Source organism: Microcystis flos-aquae FACHB-1344, assembly GCF_014698375.1.
Classification (GTDB): domain Bacteria; phylum Cyanobacteriota; class Cyanobacteriia; order Cyanobacteriales; family Microcystaceae; genus Microcystis; species Microcystis aeruginosa.
In genome coordinates, this window is record NZ_JACJSW010000047.1 from 1 (window position 1) to 17,295 (window position 17,295).

At 43.3% G+C, this 17,295-nt stretch carries 15 protein-coding genes and 2 pseudogenes; 7 read left to right on the top strand and 10 right to left on the bottom strand.

The window, feature by feature from the left end:
* Positions 1 to 364 precede the first annotated feature (364 nt).
* The 5 genes from cas2 to H6G48_RS03535 form a co-directional block, all read right to left on the bottom strand.
* Positions 365 to 640, bottom strand: coding sequence for a CRISPR-associated endonuclease Cas2 (cas2, locus tag H6G48_RS03515; protein WP_002757558.1), 276 nt, complete (start codon positions 638 to 640; stop codon positions 365 to 367).
* Positions 640 to 1,644, bottom strand: a complete 1,005-nt coding sequence (gene cas1, locus H6G48_RS03520; protein ID WP_159249874.1) for a CRISPR-associated endonuclease Cas1 — start codon at positions 1,642 to 1,644, stop codon at positions 640 to 642. Before cas1 ends, cas2 begins: the two co-directional genes overlap by 1 nt.
* A gap of 104 nt (positions 1,645 to 1,748) precedes the next feature.
* On the bottom strand, positions 1,749 to 2,726 hold the full coding sequence (gene ltrA / locus H6G48_RS03525) for a group II intron reverse transcriptase/maturase (RefSeq protein ID WP_103672759.1): 978 nt from the start codon (positions 2,724 to 2,726) through the stop codon (positions 1,749 to 1,751).
* 497 nt (positions 2,727 to 3,223) lie between these two features.
* Positions 3,224 to 3,829, bottom strand: coding sequence for a Uma2 family endonuclease (locus tag H6G48_RS03530; RefSeq protein ID WP_190719097.1), 606 nt, complete (start codon positions 3,827 to 3,829; stop codon positions 3,224 to 3,226).
* A 52-nt stretch (positions 3,830 to 3,881) separates the two neighbouring features.
* Positions 3,882 to 5,168, bottom strand: coding sequence for an HlyD family secretion protein (locus H6G48_RS03535; RefSeq protein WP_190719101.1), 1,287 nt, complete (start codon positions 5,166 to 5,168; stop codon positions 3,882 to 3,884).
* Positions 5,169 to 5,849: 681 nt separating this feature from the next.
* On the opposite strand from H6G48_RS03535, the gene pstS reads away from it, so the two are divergent.
* The 6 genes from pstS to H6G48_RS03565 all read left to right on the top strand — a co-directional run bounded on the left by pstS (position 5,850) and on the right by H6G48_RS03565 (position 12,274).
* A complete protein-coding gene (gene pstS / locus H6G48_RS03540; RefSeq protein WP_190719104.1) occupies positions 5,850 to 6,863 on the top strand; it encodes a phosphate ABC transporter substrate-binding protein PstS in 1,014 nt (337 codons plus the stop codon).
* 392 nt (positions 6,864 to 7,255) lie between these two features.
* Entirely contained in the window at positions 7,256 to 8,230 is a 975-nt protein-coding gene (gene pstC / locus H6G48_RS03545) for a phosphate ABC transporter permease subunit PstC (RefSeq protein ID WP_190719107.1), read from the top strand.
* Positions 8,231 to 8,234: 4 nt separating this feature from the next.
* Positions 8,235 to 9,119, top strand: coding sequence for a phosphate ABC transporter permease PstA (gene pstA, locus H6G48_RS03550; RefSeq protein WP_190719110.1), 885 nt, complete (start codon positions 8,235 to 8,237; stop codon positions 9,117 to 9,119).
* Between the two features lie 11 nt (positions 9,120 to 9,130).
* Positions 9,131 to 9,940, top strand: a complete 810-nt coding sequence (pstB, locus tag H6G48_RS03555) for a phosphate ABC transporter ATP-binding protein PstB (protein ID WP_190719112.1) — start codon at positions 9,131 to 9,133, stop codon at positions 9,938 to 9,940.
* Between the two features lie 191 nt (positions 9,941 to 10,131).
* Positions 10,132 to 10,896 (top strand): type I methionyl aminopeptidase, encoded by a 765-nt coding sequence (gene map / locus H6G48_RS03560; RefSeq protein ID WP_002760006.1) that lies wholly within the window; start codon positions 10,132 to 10,134, stop codon positions 10,894 to 10,896.
* Positions 10,897 to 11,092: 196 nt separating this feature from the next.
* The gene (locus H6G48_RS03565; protein WP_190719115.1) at positions 11,093 to 12,274 is read left to right on the top strand and encodes an aldo/keto reductase; all 1,182 of its coding nucleotides are present in this window, start codon (positions 11,093 to 11,095) and stop codon (positions 12,272 to 12,274) included.
* Here H6G48_RS03565 and cobO read toward each other — a convergent pair whose 3' ends face one another.
* The 5 genes and pseudogenes from cobO to argJ all read right to left on the bottom strand — a co-directional run bounded on the left by cobO (position 12,275) and on the right by argJ (position 16,016).
* Entirely contained in the window at positions 12,275 to 12,880 is a 606-nt protein-coding gene (gene cobO / locus H6G48_RS03570; protein ID WP_002760003.1) for a cob(I)yrinic acid a,c-diamide adenosyltransferase, read from the bottom strand.
* Positions 12,881 to 12,954: 74 nt separating this feature from the next.
* Positions 12,955 to 13,803 (bottom strand): Uma2 family endonuclease, encoded by an 849-nt coding sequence (locus H6G48_RS03575; protein WP_190719118.1) that lies wholly within the window; start codon positions 13,801 to 13,803, stop codon positions 12,955 to 12,957.
* 206 nt (positions 13,804 to 14,009) lie between these two features.
* Positions 14,010 to 14,255 (bottom strand): annotated as a pseudogene (locus H6G48_RS25995) (Uma2 family endonuclease); the annotation flags it as partial.
* Positions 14,256 to 14,285: 30 nt separating this feature from the next.
* On the bottom strand, positions 14,286 to 14,546 hold the full coding sequence (locus H6G48_RS03580) for a hypothetical protein (RefSeq protein WP_242034516.1): 261 nt from the start codon (positions 14,544 to 14,546) through the stop codon (positions 14,286 to 14,288).
* Between the two features lie 228 nt (positions 14,547 to 14,774).
* Complete coding sequence (gene argJ / locus H6G48_RS03585) at positions 14,775 to 16,016, bottom strand: bifunctional ornithine acetyltransferase/N-acetylglutamate synthase (protein WP_190719121.1); 1,242 nt, start codon at positions 16,014 to 16,016, stop codon at positions 14,775 to 14,777.
* A gap of 280 nt (positions 16,017 to 16,296) precedes the next feature.
* Between argJ and H6G48_RS03590 the strand changes: the two are divergent.
* Positions 16,297 to 17,295: pseudogene (locus H6G48_RS03590) on the top strand (ISAs1 family transposase); the annotation flags it as partial.

Consider the following 17,295-nt stretch of genomic DNA (forward strand, 5'->3'; position numbering starts at 1 on the left):
GCCATTTTCAAGGGGAAAATGTACCCAGTAGCGTCTTTTCAATTTTTTCTGAGAAGCGACCTGCAGTAAGGGTTTTGTTGATTTTTTAGTATTTCTGTATGGGGGAAGTCCAGTAATTAGGGTCTGCTGAAAAAGTAGGGGCAATTCATGAATTGCCCCTACTGCTTTTAACTTCTTAGCAAGTTTAATTAATGGAAACCCAATATTGACGCTAAATAGAACCAACAGCCAGACTCAAAGCTTTTAACTTCTTAGCAAGTTTAATTAATGTGAAGCTAACGATTAGTGAATAAAAAATCTCCTACTTTAATTTTCTAAGGAGATTTTTTTACTAATAAAGGTGAGAGATAAGATTTTGTTTTTTCTAGATTACATAATATTGTGGAGGGGGTTCAGGGTGTTTGCTACCGATAGTTAAAGTTTTTGAGGTAGCATCTTTTGAGAGCCAATAAAATCTAACATTATCTTCTTCTGGTTTAACTTTTTTTTTGACTTTTTCATAAAGTTCTCGCATTTCCGCTAAAGATAAAAAGCACTCAAACACAGAAAACTGTACTCTTTTACCGTATCCTTCCAGAAAGTTAGATAATTTAGTGCGTCTTTTATTGTCAGGAATATCGTAAACAATTAATACTAACATTAGGAGGCTCGAAAGAAAGGTTCATAGGCTATAGATGACAGCAAGCTACGTTTATACAGCCGAATTTGTAATTGAATGGCTTCTCGGTAAGAAATCTGAGATGAAATTTGAGAGTGGGTAACTTTTTCAGTCATTCGCTTCTCAAATTGATTCAAGAATAGTCGTCTCCCCTGTTCAGTTAAATAGATTCCTGGCTTTTCAGTTAAAGATTCAAAATCTTTAGATTTTAGGATAGATTGGTTAAATAAAGTTAACATTAAACTATCAACAATGGGCGACCGAAATTCTTCCATTAAATCGAAAGCTAAATAAGGTTTTTTCTTTTCACCATAATGAAAGTTACCCAAATAAGGAGAAAGACCTTCAGCAATAATTAAACTGAGAACATTGTTAAATAAAAGAGTGTAGCCAAAGCTTAAAAGAGCATTGACTGGATCAGTTGGAGGTTGACGATGACGTTGAGAAAAATTAAAGTCTGGGTTGATTATTAATTGTCCCAAAGCGGAAAAATAGCGAGCAGCACTAATCCCTTCGTAACCTCGTAAACTGTCAATATTATCTACCAACTTTAAAGCTTCAAGATCGGTATTAATCCCTGAAATTGCTTGTTCAATATCTAAAATATTGCGCTGACGATTTAATCTTAGTAATAATTGTTTAGAATTGATTAACTTGCCTCGAACAATAGCTTTGGATGTATTCAATTGAAATTGGTGATCATTCTGGTGTTGAAACTGTAGTAATTCCACATTCAAATTAGATGCTTCTTTACTCCAAAGGTGTCCTTTATATCGCCCAGAAAGACTGAGGAACAAGACAGTAATTCGTGATTCTAAACAGGTAGCGATCGCTGGAGTAGATAAATTAATATTGCCAAACAGAAGAATTCTTTCCACATCTCGAATGGGGACTTCTATTTTATCCTTGTCTGGTACATGAATAAGAAACCGAAACTGTTCTTTCAACAAGCTTGTTCCCTGTTCTAGTAAATATAATGTAGCCATTGTCTGATTCCAAACATTTTTTTGAGGACGTGGCGCAACTTGTATTTGTTGTTGCTTTGGATTGGAAGTATTAGTGAGGGTTTTAATTTCCACAGAAGACATGATTAATTGCTGAGATATTTCTTCTTTTTCTGGTTGTAACTCTTCTGCGTCTGAACTTTTTTTTTTCCAGTTGATAAATATTCGCCGACTCTCTGTGTTTTCCGATCTCCTTGTTTTTTCTTGGGTTTATCTACAGGAAAGATAGCATTTTCTAAAAAGCCATGACCTAAAAAACAAAACCCGTGTTCAAAGTCAGTAATTTGGGTTTTATCACGATTAATATTGAGCTTAAGAGAATCAAGTAGATCAACAACTTCCGAGTAAGCTTGTCTAATTCTTTCTTGAGTACGAGCTAAAATTAAAAAATCATCTGCATAGCGTACTAATTTAATATCCGAATTAGCAATAGTGTGATCAAATTTATCTAAATAAATATTAGCAAGCAAAGGAGAAATAACCGAGCCTTGAGGTATTCCTTTCTTTGGTAAATTCAATCCTTGCTCGCTTAATATGCCTGAAGAAATCCAAGCTTTGATCAGACATAAAATACCAGGGTGATCGATATATTGACGTAATTGGACAAGCAATATCTGATGATCGATATTATCGAAATACTGAACGATATCTGCATCTAACACCCATCGATATCCGAGATCACGCCAATCAGCGACTTTTTCTACCGCCTGAATATAAGATAGATTAGGACGATAAGCAAAACTACAAGGAGAAAAATGAGGTTCAACCAGAGGAGCAAGCACATTTAAAAGAGCTTGTTGAACAATTCGTTCTCTAACGGTTGGAATTCTTAATTCTCGCCATTTACCTCCTTCTTTAGGAATTTTGACTTGTTTGTAAGGGTGAGGGCAATAAGTGCTATTAGCGACTGCTTCTCTTAATTGAACAAGATTAAAATCTTGATTTTGAGCAAAATCATCAATGGTTTCAGCGTCAACTCCCGCACAACCGTTATTTTCTTTGACTTTCAACCAAGCTTGTTGGAAGTTAGACAAATTGAGAAAGTCGTTAACGATGGTTATCATCAGGCAAATCCCAAGAAAAATAGAATCAAGATAATTCTATAAATCTCTCGGAATGACCTCTTTCCCTAATCAATGCCTTCCTTATTCGGATAGAGACTGGAGTTTAGAATAAAGCCACTCAAGAGTAAGCTAGGTAAGGACTTGAGAAATTGAAGACTCTTCTAGGTTGTGTGTGAGGATGGTATAATAATAATACAGAACAGGAGGTGGGTTATCTGGATAAATTTTAATCAACTCCTCAATTTATCAAATGTAACAGGTTCTTCGGTTTGTGGTATGCAATGGGGGAGAGTTATAAGAGATAGAACTCTTATAGAGAAAGATATTTAGCGATTTTTGTTTTGTCAATTGTTTTTATCTAGAGCGAACTAATCAATTAAGTCTGTTGCCAGATAAGGATTTAGTCAATTTATGCCCTCTGATCGAATCATACCAAGTAACGAAGAACCATATTTCTGAAACAGTTGAGGTTATTAGTAAAGCCAGACCCGTTTACATCAACGAGGCATAACATCGTTGAGAGAGAGTTGAAGATCGGGAAAAATAGGAGAGGAAATCAGTTCTCCCAAACGGTATTGTTGTTGCCGATAAACTTCATCAAGTAGTTGGCAGACGGTAAAAGTGGGTTGTTTGGGTTTGCCGATAAAGGCAATTCCTCCTAATCCGCGATAATCGACGATCCAATATTCAGGAATTCCAAAAAGCGCGTATTCTTCCACCTTACGAGCGTAATCGGTCTCCCAATTGCTACTGACCACCTCGACAACTAATTGAATCGATCGGGGTAGGGTAATTACAGGTTCTTTGTCCCACAGGGGTTCTAGGGCGAGAACGGTCTCATCGAGAACGACAACATCGGGACGACGAGCCGTGGCCGCGTCGGTAAAAGGGCGGATCAGACAGGTTCGGGGAATTAACCAAGGTTTTCGCGCTTTAATTAAAGCCATACCGATGTGGGTCGCTATTTTACCGCTAACCGTTTCATGCGGCCCGGTCGGTTCCATATCGATTAATTCTCCATCGGCTAATTCATAGCGAAATTCATTGCCATATTTTTGCAAAAAATCCTCGAATATCAGAGGTTTTTGGGATAGGTAAGTCATCTGCACTCCCGATGGCAAAGCCCCTCAAAATAACGATTTGTAATTAGTTGAATTATATCCCAATTTTCAAGTCAATTTTAGCATCGGCGGGCATCCCGGGTTTAGCGTAGGTTTCCGACTGATCGATCGCTAATCTGACACCAAACACTTGCCGGACGCGATCTTTTTGGAAGTAAATATTTTCGGGAGTAAAGGCAGCTTTTAGATCGATCGCACTAACTTTAGCAGCTAAGGGGCGATCGGGATCGGAGTCGAGAAATACCTGTGCTGGTTTGCCCACATAAATTTTGCCGATGTCCCCTTCTGGTATATAGGCGCGCAGATAGATCGATTGGGGATCGATGACGGTGAGCAGGGTTTTCCCACTGGTAACTACGGCCCCCGGTTGCAAGGGACGATCCTGAACGATGCCATTAATCGGGCTTTTTACCTGCATGGAGTCGAGACGTTTTTGTAATTGTTGTTGATTAGCGATCGCCGCTTGTAAATTTGCCCAGGCCATGGCTAATCGGGCCTTAGCTTGTTCTTTTTGTTGTTGGTAAGCACTTAACTGATTACTGCGAATGACGGAATTAAGGGCTGTGGAACGGGTTTGGGCTAAATTTCCCTGGGCTGCTCGCAGTTGCTGCCTGGCAGTGTTAACGGCGGCTTGTCGTGCCACGAGAGTCGCTTTAGCGGTGTCTAAGTCTGCTTTGGCCGCGTCGGCATCGGTACGGGTGCGATCGAATTGTTGCTGGCTAACTACTCCTTGCCTAAATAGTTGATCGTAACGTTCTCGATCGGCTAAAGCCAGTTTTAATTGGGCTTCTGCCCTGATTATTGCCGCTTCTGCCTGTTTTACCTCCGCTTTGGCCTGTTCTACTGCCGCTTGACCGGCAGCAACGTTGGCGCTCGCTTGGCTAACTCGTCCGGAGGAGTCTTCTTTTGCTTGCACTAAGTTCGCTGCCGCTTCTTGAATGCGACTTTCGGCCACGCTAATATCTAACAATGCTTGTGCTTCCGCTTGTCGGGCGGCGTGAACAGACGCGATCGCTGCTTGCAGTTGTTGATTAACTTCCTCATCGACGATTACTGCGATCACTTGTCCTGCTTTGACTCGATCGCCCTCCCGGACTAAAATTTGATCTACTCGTCCGCCAGTTTTTGCCCCGATATCAGTTTCGTCTGCTTCAATCCTGCCACTGACATTGAGTACCGTAGCTGGGGGGACAGGGGCAAAATGTCGCCAACCGAGATAACCGGCGGCAATCACAACAGCTAGGGGCAACAGCAACCGCGGGTTGAATTGCCGTTTTTCCGGGGCTACCGGCAAGTTAGGAACGGGGTGCGATCGAGCCATTACCTTTATCTCTCAAATTTGGCCAAGGTTGATACTTCGATCTTAAACGATAACTAGGGGCGCAATTTTTGAGAACTTATAGCGTTTCCCAATCTCATGAGGTACACCAAAATCTTAACTCCTCACTCCTGACTTGTCAAAACCTAAGACTCTGTACCTCACAACTATGGGAATTGCTATATAAGTAGTCGTGGACAATTAATTTCCTAGTTGAGACAGGAGACCTTTCAGTTATCAGTAAACAGTGATCAGTGAATTGAAAACTCACATCTGATAACTGGTAACTGATCAATGAAACTGATTCAAGGCTTACGGCTAACAGATCAGAACTATAATCAATTTTGCTTAGGTAGTAAAATTAACTAGCAAAATACCAATTTTTCATAGTATTTGAGATGCGCTTATCCCGATCTCATCTGTAATAATGGGATCAAGTAGTTTTTCTTGGCATCGGCTTAAACCTCGTCTATTTTCCCTAGAAAATCTTGCCGATAAAATTACTAACTAACTACTTTTCTAATCAAGGTTTAAGGTTAAGAGTGATTAAAGCAAGCTTAACCAATTCTTAACCAAAAAAAACTAAAATATTTCTAGATTTAAAAGTAATATTTGTGCCTTAAAATATATTTTGAAGAAAGTTCAACTTTCGCAATTGTGCAGAATTCTTCAACCAGAAAACTTATGATATTCTCAACTGCTACCCTAACTCGTGTGTGTGCTGTCTCCTTCGCCACGGCAGCGGCCTTAGCAGGGACGATGGGAGAAGCCTTCGCCCAAACCCTGAACGGTGCAGGAGCATCATTTCCTGCGCCCCTATACCAGCGTTATTTTGCCGACTATAAAAACGCCACCGGTGTCACCGTTAACTATAATTCCGTCGGTAGCGGTGCTGGTATTCGGCAATTTATCGCCGGAACCGTCGATTTTGGGGCTTCCGATGTGGCTCCTTCCTCCTCGGAAAAAAGCCAGATGAAAAACGGTTTACTGCTAGTTCCCACCGCTGGAGGAGCCGTCGCCGTGGTTTATAATCTGCCGGGGGTAAATAACCTGCAAATTTCCCGGGCTAACCTGGGTAAAATCTTCAGTGGTGAGATCACCAACTGGAAACAAGTAGATCCGAAACTGCCCGACCGACCGATTAAAGTAGTGGTTAGGGCTGATGGTAGCGGTACTACCGAGATTTTCACCTCTCACCTGAGCGCTATTAGTCCTTCTTTCAAAAGTAAAGTGGGAACCAGCAAAGAACCTAACTGGGGTTTTACCGTTCTCAAAGGACCGAAAAATGATGGTGTGGCGGCCCTGGTTAAACAAACAGAAGGCTCGATCGGTTACGTTCAAGATACCTTTGCCCGCAAAAACGAAGGGGCAACCATGAGAACCGCCAGAATTCAAAATAAAGCCGGTCAATTTGTCGAACCCAGTCTCGCTCAAGCTAACAAGGCGATGGAAGGGGTGAAATTTAACGCTGATTTTACCGCTAATGTAGATGATCCGAGCAATGGCTATCCGATCGTCGGGATTACTTGGTTATTAGTACCGAGAGACTATGCTGATAACAAAAAAGCGGCGGAAATTAAAAGACTGTTGACTTGGATTCTGACCACTGGTCAAGGAATCAACAATCAATTGGAATTTACCCGGATTCCTCAATCGGTGACTGAAAAAGTTTTAGCCGAAGTTAACAAAATTAAATAAATAGGGTTTGCTGAATAAATGTGAAATGTAGGCAAGGTAAGGGTTTTGTGGCTTTACGAGCGAAACAGGTGCAAATTTTGAGAGAATCGCCGTTCAAAACCTTGCGTCTTCATCGGCCCGCGTCCTGTAGGGGCGAAGCATTCGGGCAATAACCTATCGGTGAAACCGGAGATTTTCTAACCGAATGCTTCGCCCGTACTTTTTGCCGCAAACCCTAAATACTTTTGTATTAGTTTGGGATTGATTGTCACCACTTTCCAGTAAGATGGAAAAAGTTACCGGTTCAGTCCATAACTAATAACTGCAAGTATTTCTTTTCTCTGGGCTGAACATTGTTCAGCCCCTACAGTTGCGTTTTCAACAACTGATAACTGGTAATTGCTGTCTACCTTATGGCCAATTTTTCTGAACCCGTCGAGTCTTTTGATCTCTCGGCAGCCAATCTTAACGAAAACCCCGGCACTGCCGGTTTATTTGATCGCATTTTTACAATCCTAGTCTGGATTTGTGCCGCCTCCGGTTTAATTTTTCTGCTCTGGATGGCCTGGATTGTTTTTCAGGATGCGCGACCGGCGATCAATGAATTCGGTCTGGGATTTCTCTGGGGAACCACTTGGGATGTTAACGTCCTCAAATTTGGTGGTTTACCCTTTATTTTCGGTTCTGTTGTTTCCTCGATTCTGGCTCTTTTATTAGCCATTCCCCTCAGTGTCGCCGTTGCTTTAAGCACTAGCGAGAATTATTTGCCGGCAAGTGTCCGTTATCCCATCGGTTTTCTAGTGGAATTAATTGCCTCGATTCCCAGTGTAATTATTGGTTTATGGGGGATTTTCGTGCTAATTCCCGTGCTTAAACCCTTGCAAGAATGGTTATTTCAAAATCTTGCTTGGTTCCCCTTGTTTAATACCCAACCTTTGGGACCAAGTATGCTGATCGCCGGTGTGATCCTGGCCATCATGATTGTGCCGACCATTTCCGCTATCAGTCGCGATGTCTTGCTTACCGTCCCCCCCGAATTACGCAGCGCCTCCATGGCCCTAGGTGCCACTCGTTGGGAAACCATCTGGCGCGTGCTGTTGCCGGCGGCCAGTTCTGGCATTATCGGGGCGATTATCCTCGGTTTAGGGCGTGCTTTAGGGGAAACCATGGCGGTGGCCATGGTAATCGGTAACTCCTCGATTATTACTCCCTCCCTCTTGGCCCCCGGTTACACTATTCCCGCTGTACTAGCTAATACCTTCCCAGAAGCTTTTGAAAAAGTCCATATCGGAGCCTTGATGTATCTAGCTTTGATTCTATTTTTTATTACCTTAGCCGTCAATAGTGTAGCGGCTTTATTAGTACAATTTATCAACCGCAATCGTTAATTTTATGACTCAAGGAGCTTTTCCCGAAGAAGATTTACAGCAACCCCTGTCACCCTGGCGACATTTTTTTACCAACGGTCTCACGGGTTTAGCGATCGCTCTTAGTGCCATCGCTATTCTGCCTTTATTCGCCATCCTCTTTCAAATTGTCAAAGAAGGTTTACCCGGATTCAATTGGCAAGTTTTCACCTCTTTACCCGCCCCAGTTGGCTCTGATCCCAGTGTTCCCAACGGTTTTGCCAATGCGATCGTCGGGACTTTAACCATGGTCGGTTTAGCATCCCTGGGCAGCATACCTCTGGGGATTCTCACCGGGGTTTTCCTCTCGGAATTCGCTCGGGGTTCGAAAATTGGCGGCATTCTGCGCTTTGCGATCGTGGTGTTGAGTAGTACCCCTTCCGTCATCGTCGGGGTGTTTTCCTTCGGGGTTTTGGTCTTAACTACCAAACAATTTTCCGCCGTGGCGGGGGCCTTTGCTTTGGGGGTGATCATGTTGCCCATCGTCGCTTTAACCACGGAAGAGTCCCTAAAACTAATACCTATGTCCTACCGTCTCGGTTCCTCCGCTTTGGGGGGTTCCCGTTTCGATACGGTATTTCGCATTGTCCTACCAGCAGCGATCGCACCGATTATGACCGGGATATTATTAGCGGTGGCCCGGGCCGCTGGAGAAACCGCTCCCTTAATGTTTACGGCTTTATTTAGTCAATTTTGGCAAGAAAGTCTTTGGTCGCCCACACCGGCTTTAACGGTGTTGATTTATAACTACGCTAGTTCCCCCTTTCCTGAACAAAATTCCTTGGCTTGGACAGCTTCTTTAGTCCTAATTATCTTAGTTTTAATTACTAGCCTTCTCTCCCGTTTTGTTACTCGTAAACGCTCAAATTAAGCATTTTTCTGATGATCGATTCCTCTCTCATGAACACTCCTACTTCTCTAGCTAATTCGGCGATCGAAGTCGAAAATCTTAGCTTTTTCTACGGTAGTAAAAAAGCCCTGGAAGGGGTTTCTTTAGAAATCCCGCAAAGGCAAGTAACCGCCATGATCGGCCCCTCTGGTTGTGGTAAATCTACTCTCTTAAAAGCCCTCAATCGCATCGGGGAATTAGAGGGGCAAGTGACAGTTAAGGGCAAAGTTAGGTTTTTTGGCCAGGATATCTACGCCCCCAAAGTTAACCTTCATACCTTACGGCGACAGGTGGGTATGGTGTTTCAGCGTCCTAACCCTTTTCCCGCTAGTATTTACGATAATATTGCCTACGGTATTAGAATTTATCGTTCCGCTAGTCGCAGTGAATTAGATGGGATTGTGGAATCAGCTTTAAAAGGAGCTGCTCTTTGGAATGAAGTTAAAGATCTGTTGAATAAATCCGCTTTAGGATTATCGGGAGGACAACAACAAAGATTGTGTATTGCTCGCGCTTTGGCGGTAAAACCAAAAGTATTATTAATGGATGAACCTTGTTCCGCTTTAGACCCCCTTTCTACCCTCAAAGTCGAGGAATTAATCCATGAATTGAAGCAACAATACACGATCGTCATTGTCACCCATAATATGCAACAGGCCTCTAGGGTATCCGATCGCACGGCCTTTTTTAATACCGATGAAAGCCGCGTCGGTCATTTGGTGGAATGTGATGCCACCCAGAAAATTTTCACCGATGCAGTTAATCAACAAACTCGCGATTATGTAGCCGGTAGATTCGGTTAATTTGTCTTGTCAGGAGATAGGAGACAGCTATCCGTGATCAGTTATCAGTGATCATATGTGAGTTTTCAGTTCACTGATTACTGTTTACTGTTTACTGATAACTGAAAAGTCTCCCCCCTAAACCATAACGCTGCCCGATTTTGCTAGGATAAGAAATGTAACAAGAATCTTTCTCAACAGTCGGATAATTCATGGGCAACGATACCATCACCTTACTCTCTCCCCGGGAAATTGAAAAAATGCGCCGAGCCGGACGATTAGCGGCTAAACTGTTAGACCATCTGGCCGATATGGTTAAACCGGGGGTAAGTACCCTAGAAATCAATGACGAGGCAGAACGTTGGACTCGCGCCCATGGAGCCAAAAGTGCGCCCCTAGGATACCATGGCTTTCCTAAGTCCATCTGTACTAGCATTAACGAGGTTATCTGTCACGGCATCCCCAGCGCCGATCAAATCCTCAAAGACGGCGATATTATTAACATCGATGTCACCCCGATTTTAGAAGGTTATCACGGCGATACCTCGCAGACTTTCTTTGTCGGTACTCCCTCCCCCCTGGCCAAAAAGTTAGTGGAAGTTACCAGAGAATGTCTGCAAAGAGGCATAGATGCAGTGCAGCCGGGGGGTAAAATCGGCGATATCGGCGCGGCTATCCAAGAATATGCCGAAGGACAAGGATTTTCGGTGGTTAGAGATTTTGTCGGTCATGGTATCAGTAATGTTTTTCACACCGGTCCGCAGGTTCCCCACTACGGCACTCGTGGCAAGGGCAAAAAAATTCGCCCCGGCATGGTATTCACCATTGAACCAATGATTAATGAGGGAACCTGGCAACATATTGTCTTAAAAGACGGTTGGACTGCTATTACTAAAGATGGTAAACTTTCGGCCCAATTTGAACACACCATCGCCGTCACCGAAACCGGTGTCGAAATTCTCACTTTATCCGATTAAATTTAGGGAACGGGGAACAGGGGATAGGGAATGGGAGAATGGGGAAATAGGGAAGTTTCAACTAATACCCCAAAACCCTAAAACCCTAAAACCCCATCACCCCTCTCCCTTCTCCCCCCGCAACGCGCACGAAGTGGTCTCCTCACTTCCCCACTTCCCACTAATAACTGATAACTGATAACTGATAACTGAATATATGCAGTATCGTCGTTTCGGTCGCACTAATCTACAAATGCCAGTGTTTTCCTGTGGGGGAATGCGCTATCAATTTCAGTGGCAGGATGTGCCGATGTCGCAAATTCCCGACGAGAATCAAGGCAATTTAGAGGCAATCATTAATAAATCTCTGGAAGTGGGGATTAATCACATCGAAACCGCTAGGGGTTACGGCACTTCCGAGATGCAATTGGGCAAAATTTTGCCGCAACTACCGAGGGATAAGATTATCGTGCAGACGAAAGTTTCTCCTAGTCAAGATGTGCGGGAATTTAGCCGTAAATTTGAGCAATCCCTGCAATTTTTACGGTTAGATTATGTGGATTTGTTGGGCATCCATGGCATCAACACGGCTGAAATTCTCGATGACACTATGGCCGAGGGCGGTTGTTGGCAAGAGGCGAAAAAATTACAGCAACAGGGAAAAGTTCGTTTTATCGGTTTCTCGACCCATGCACCAACTGATGTAATTGTCAAGACTATTGCAACAAATTGTTACGATTACCTCAATTTGCACTGGTACTATATTTTTCAGAATAACTGGCTGGCGATAAAAGCGGCAAAACAGCACGATATGGGGGTTTTTATCATTAGTCCCGCCGATAAGGGCGGCCATCTCTACAATCCTCCCCCTAAGCTCGTGGCTCTCTGTTTTCCTCTCAGTCCGATGGTTTTTAATAATCTATTCTGTCTCAGTCATCCGACCGTCCATACCCTTAGTATCGGTGCTGCGCAAGCCAGAGATTTTGATGAACACCTGAAAACTTTACCCTTACTCGATCGAGCCGAGGAGATTTTACCGCCAATTATCGAGAGATTGCAAGGGGAAATGATCAACTGTTTAGGCGATAATTGGGTGAAAACTTGGTCTGTGGGTTTACCTAGCTGGGAAAATACCCCCAATCACATCAATATTCGTTCTATCCTCTGGTTACGCAATCTCGCTATCGCCTACGATATGATTGACTTTGCCAAGGCCAGATACAATCTCTTGGGGAATGGGGGTCACTGGTTCCCCGGTCAACAGGCAAAAGAGGTGGAAAAACTCGATTTAACTGCCTGTTTAGCCGCTAGTCCCCACGCTGATCAAATTCCCTATCTTCTCGCCGAAACTCATCGATTATTGTCGGGAGAGACCGTACAACGCTTAAGCAGTAGTTAGTTAAAATTCGATGCCGGGTTGCGCTTTCACTCCCTGTTGACGAAAGGGATGTTTAATTAACTTCATTTCCGTGACTAAATCCGCTATCTCGATTAATTCGGGTAAAGCTCCTCTACCAGTGAGAATAACGTGAGAATTAGCGGGTTTTCGGGCTAAACCAGCGATAACTTCCTGAATATCCAGATAACCGAATTTAAGGGCGATATTGATCTCATCGAGTAAAATTAATTGATATTGGGGATTTTCGAGAAAAGTGAGGGCTTTTTGCCATGCTTCTTCGGCTTTCTCTATATCTCTTTCTCTATCTTGGGTTTCCCAGGTGAAACCTTCCCCCATAGCATAAAACTCGATTTGTTCCCCCCAAACACTAAAAATCTTTTGTTCGGCAGGTTCCCAAGCACCTTTGATGAATTGTACCACCGCCACTTTGTAACCATGACCGAGGGAACGTAAAACCATACCGAGGGCTGCCGTGGTTTTTCCCTTGCCATCGCCGGTATTAACGATAATTAAACCTTTTTCAGCGATTTTTTCAGCTAAACGTTCCTCTTGGATGACCTTGCGGCGCTGCATTTTTTCTTTGTATTGTTCGGGAGTGAGTTGCATTCAAGTCTGTCCAGTCAAATCAAGATAATTGTAACTCAAGGGGTTATCGATCGCTGTTTGCAGATTTTAGCTGGCTAAATTGTCTGGGGGTTGATGCCTAATTCTCGTAATTTTGCCGCTAATCTTTCCTTAGCTTGTCGTTCTTGTTCTTTTTCTAAAAGAGCCTGTTCTTTTGCCTGTTGTTCCTGTTCTTTTTCTAAAAGAGCCTGTTCTTTTTCTAAAAGAGCCTGTTCTTTTCCCTGTCGTTCTTGTTCCTTTTCTAAAAGAGCCTGTTCTTTTCCCTGTCGTTCTTGTTCCTTTTCTAAAAGAGCCTGTTCTTTTGCTTGTCTTTGCTGTAATTCAGCTTCTTGGGGAGTGGGAACCAATTGACCATCGGCGGTAAAATAACGCAGTTTACGCTCAAATATGCCTAAATATAATCCTAACTGTTCACTCCATAGATAACCCCGGTCATTGGCAGAAATAGCTTGATATTGTCCCTCAAGTATCGTAAATCCTTGCAATTCTAAGGTATTAGGATCGAACCAAAAATAATTAGGAGTGCGAAAAGTATTTTGGTAGAGAATTTTCTTTTTAGTGCGGTCAATATTGGCCGTAGAATCGGAAAGAATCTCGACGATTACATTGGGATATTTTCCCTGTTCTCCCCAAACCACCCAACTTTTGCGGGGACGTTTTTCTGTATCTAAAACCACAAAAAAATCTGGACCACAGAAATCGCGCTTTTTCAGTTGTTCTTCGTTATAGTAGATAGTCAGATTACCGGAAGCGTAGTAATCGTTTTTCTCTTGCCATAACAATTCTAGACAACTGAGAAGAATTATGATCTGTTGCAGGTGTAAATCACTTTCCAAGGGTGGTTCATCACTCCATAAATCGGTGGGGGGACAGGTAACTTCTGGTAAAATGTCGAGAGTTGTCATAGTTTTTCCCCTGGCTGGGACATTGATCTAATTATAACAGCTATGAGCAATTATCAATTATGAATGTAGTAGGGTGCGCCCTTCCACGCGACGCTGCATTTTTTCTTTGTATTGTTCGGGAGTGAGTTGCATTCAAGTCTGTCCAGTCAAATCAAGATAATTGTAACTCCAGGGGTTATTGATCGCTGTTTGCAGATTTTAACTGGCTAAATTGTCTGGGGGTTGATGCCTAATTCTCGTAATTTTGCCGCTAATCTTTCCTTAGCTTGTCGTTCTTGTTCTTTTTCTAAAAGAGCCTGTTCTTTTTCTAAAAGAGCCTGTTCTTTTGCCTGTCGTTCCTGTTCCTTTTCTAAAAGAATCTGTTCCTTTGCTTGTCTTTGCTGTAATTCAGCTTCTTGGGGAGTGGGAACCAGTTGACCATCGACGGTAAAATAACGCAGTTTACGCTCAAAATTGTGCTTTTTTGCAGTTTTTCGCTCTTTCTATGATGACTGATTGTTGGTAAACCCTTTCTTGTTGGCTTTGATGTCTGGCTTACCTTGTTCTCCTTTGAGACGGTTGTTTTCGTCTTTTAACTGTTGATTTTCTGCTCGTAATTCTTTGACTTCTGCTTGTAGTTGCTCTATTAAGTTCAGTAATATTTCTACTGTCCGACGCATTGATTCGTCTGCAATCCCTTTTGGCTCGATGGTTTGCAGTATCTCTTCTCCTGATTTCTTGCTCGAATCTAGTTTTTGCGTCATGTGTCATATTCTATTATATTGCGTGTCCCTTGCTTACCTTTTTTTCTCTACTACCCCTACTTATTGAGCGGATACTGCGATTCATCTCCCGTTAACCGCCATGCGGTTTAACGGGAGTCCTCTCGCTCCATTGAGATAGACTAGATCCTACCGTCAACCTTTGATCAAGCTGTTGGGATACAATCCAGCAAGGACAAGAGAGCCTGTTTACAAAACCGATCAATCGCTTTAGGTGGTGTACTCGGCGTTAATTTTGACGTAATCGTAACTAAGATCGCAACCCCAGGCCGTACCCGTTCCCGAACCGTTACCGATACAGATAGACATTAAAACGGTATCTTCTCGTAAATAAGCCCCGCTTGCTGCCGCTTTCAGGTAATTACTGGCACTAGCTCGATCGAACGCCAGAGGTTGCCCATTTTCCATCATCACGAAGTCGCCTAACTTAATTTGCAGATCCTCTTGATGGAAGACTATCCCGGCCCGGCCCGCCGCCGCCGCAATTCGTCCCCAGTTAGGATCTCGACCGAAAACCGCCGATTTTACTAAGGAAGAACCGGCAATGGTGCGAGCAATCTGACGAGCGGACTGATCATCGGCCGTCCCCGAAACCCGCACTTCCATTAAACAGGTGGCCCCTTCCCCATCCCTGGCGATCGCTTTCGCCAAGTATTGACAAACTTCCGTTAACATGGCCTCTAACTTTTGGGCATCCCGGCCCATTTCTGTGATGGCTGTGGTGCGCGATTGACCGTTAGCCAAGGCGATCAGACTGTCATTGGTACTGGTGTCCCCATCCACCGTGATCTGATTAAAACTTTTATTGGCCGCCCGACTTAACATATTTTGCCAGAGAACCGTCGATACTGCGGCATCACAGGTGATAAAGGAGAGCATCGTCGCCATATTCGGGTGAATCATCCCCGATCCCTTGGCAATTCCCCCAATTGTGACCGGACGACCCTCGATAGTGGTTTGCAAGGCGATCGATTTGGGGACTAGATCCGTGGTCATAATCGCCCGGGCGGTGCTTTCGCCACCATTTTCCGACAATAAACCCGCTAAGGTCGGTAAAGCGGCGGTTAACGCATCCATGCGAATCCGTTGCCCGATGACTCCCGTAGAAGCCAGCAAAATTGCATCGGCGGGAATCCCTAAAACTTGGCTCAAGGCAGCGGCACTATCGAGGGCATCTTGCCACCCGGCTTCCCCCGTGGCGGCGTTTGCTTGGCCGGCATTACACAAAATCGCCCTGGCGCTGGCTTTAGTTTGTAGGCGTTGACGGCAATAATCGACGCAAGCGGCGCGCACTTGACTGGTGGTAAAAACTCCAGCGGCGATCGCTTCTGTTTCCGAGACAATGAGGGCTAAATCGGGCAAACCGGACGGTTTTAGCCCCGCGGCCATCCCTGCGGATTTAAATCCTTTTGGGGCGGTGATCCCCCCCTCTATTTCCTGCCAATCGGCCATTTTCTCCCGTCTCCCACTCAAATTCGACACTCGATTATAGCAATTGACATACTCCCACCGTCAAGCTACGCTGTGACGGGGGATTCTTGACCTATCACTATCGTAAATTCCGTGCTTCGACGAGACGGCTTAGATTCTCAATGTCTCCACTGAAAATCTTTCTTGCCGGACTCTCCCCCCCCCAACCCCCTAGGGCTGTTTCATTCTCCCATCAGAATATCAAAAGTAAAAGCGATCACTATCAGGTAAAATGATAAGTGACCAGCAACCTTTCAAATATATGTTGAGCTTAATAGAAAAACTGAAACAAGTCAAGGACTTTCGGAAAGATCAAGGAAAAAGACACCCTTTATGGATAGTATTAGTAGTAATAATACTAGGAACAATGCTAGGATACTCAGGTTAGAGAGAGCTAGGAGAGTTTGCTAAAAATAATCGGCACAGGCTCAGTCAAGAATTTAACATAATTCCCGAAAGAGTCCCATCCTATTCAACAATTAGAAGGGTAATGATGGGAGTTGACTGGCAGAGTTTGTTAAAAATGTTTAATGAATGGGCATTAGAAGAATATGGACAAAGAGATGACATAAATTGGGGCTAGGTATAGATGGAAAAAGTCTCAAAAACACCCGAAAAAATCCTAACAATGAACAAAAAATTTTTTTATCATGTTTGTCTCATTGTTTAGTCAAGAAAGTGGCTTAGTATTACACTTAAAAAGAATCGAAAACAAAAAAGGGTCTGAAATCGACGAAGGTCAAGCTATAATTCAGGATTGCACTCTCGAAAATAAAGTTTTTACTGGGGATGCTTTACACTGTCAGAAAAAAACAATCAGCTTAATAGCCAAGAGTAAAAATGATTATGTTATCACCGTTAAAGGAAATCAGAAAAATCTTTATCAGCGAATACAAGACCTGAGTAATTCCTCAAAGCCAGAAAGTTGTTTTCTTGAACAAGATAATAGTCATGGACGAAAAATATCAAGAAAAATAGAAGTTTTTAAAGTGAGGAAAAATGAAAGACAAGGGTTGGAAAATCTACGAAGACTTATTAAAGTAGAAAGAAGGGGTAGTCGCGGGGATAAAACGTATGAAGAAACAGCTTACTATATCAGTAGTCTAACCGAATCCGCCCAAGTATTTGCTAAAATTATTCGAGGACACTGGAAAATAGAAAATCAGTTACATTGGGTAAAAGATGTAATTTTTGAGGAAGATAAAAGCGAGATCAGTGATTTTCAAGCGGCCAGCAATTGGTCAATTCTCACAACCATAGG

Excerpts from the sequence above, each read along its gene's own strand:
- cas2 (WP_002757558.1), bottom strand. The coding sequence starts at position 640 with ATGTTAGTATTAATTGTTTACGATATTCCTGACAATAAAAGACGCACT.
- cas1 (WP_159249874.1), bottom strand. The coding sequence starts at position 1,644 with ATGGCTACATTATATTTACTAGAACAGGGAACAAGCTTGTTGAAAGAA.
- ltrA (WP_103672759.1), bottom strand. The coding sequence starts at position 2,726 with ATGATAACCATCGTTAACGACTTTCTCAATTTGTCTAACTTCCAACAA.
- H6G48_RS03530 (WP_190719097.1), bottom strand. The coding sequence starts at position 3,829 with ATGACTTACCTATCCCAAAAACCTCTGATATTCGAGGATTTTTTGCAA.
- H6G48_RS03535 (WP_190719101.1), bottom strand. The coding sequence starts at position 5,168 with ATGGCTCGATCGCACCCCGTTCCTAACTTGCCGGTAGCCCCGGAAAAA.
- pstS (WP_190719104.1), top strand. The coding sequence starts at position 5,850 with ATGATATTCTCAACTGCTACCCTAACTCGTGTGTGTGCTGTCTCCTTC.
- pstC (WP_190719107.1), top strand. The coding sequence starts at position 7,256 with ATGGCCAATTTTTCTGAACCCGTCGAGTCTTTTGATCTCTCGGCAGCC.
- pstA (WP_190719110.1), top strand. The coding sequence starts at position 8,235 with ATGACTCAAGGAGCTTTTCCCGAAGAAGATTTACAGCAACCCCTGTCA.
- pstB (WP_190719112.1), top strand. The coding sequence starts at position 9,131 with ATGATCGATTCCTCTCTCATGAACACTCCTACTTCTCTAGCTAATTCG.
- map (WP_002760006.1), top strand. The coding sequence starts at position 10,132 with ATGGGCAACGATACCATCACCTTACTCTCTCCCCGGGAAATTGAAAAA.
- H6G48_RS03565 (WP_190719115.1), top strand. The coding sequence starts at position 11,093 with ATGCAGTATCGTCGTTTCGGTCGCACTAATCTACAAATGCCAGTGTTT.
- cobO (WP_002760003.1), bottom strand. The coding sequence starts at position 12,880 with ATGCAACTCACTCCCGAACAATACAAAGAAAAAATGCAGCGCCGCAAG.
- H6G48_RS03575 (WP_190719118.1), bottom strand. The coding sequence starts at position 13,803 with ATGACAACTCTCGACATTTTACCAGAAGTTACCTGTCCCCCCACCGAT.
- H6G48_RS03580 (WP_242034516.1), bottom strand. The coding sequence starts at position 14,546 with ATGACGCAAAAACTAGATTCGAGCAAGAAATCAGGAGAAGAGATACTG.
- argJ (WP_190719121.1), bottom strand. The coding sequence starts at position 16,016 with ATGGCCGATTGGCAGGAAATAGAGGGGGGGATCACCGCCCCAAAAGGA.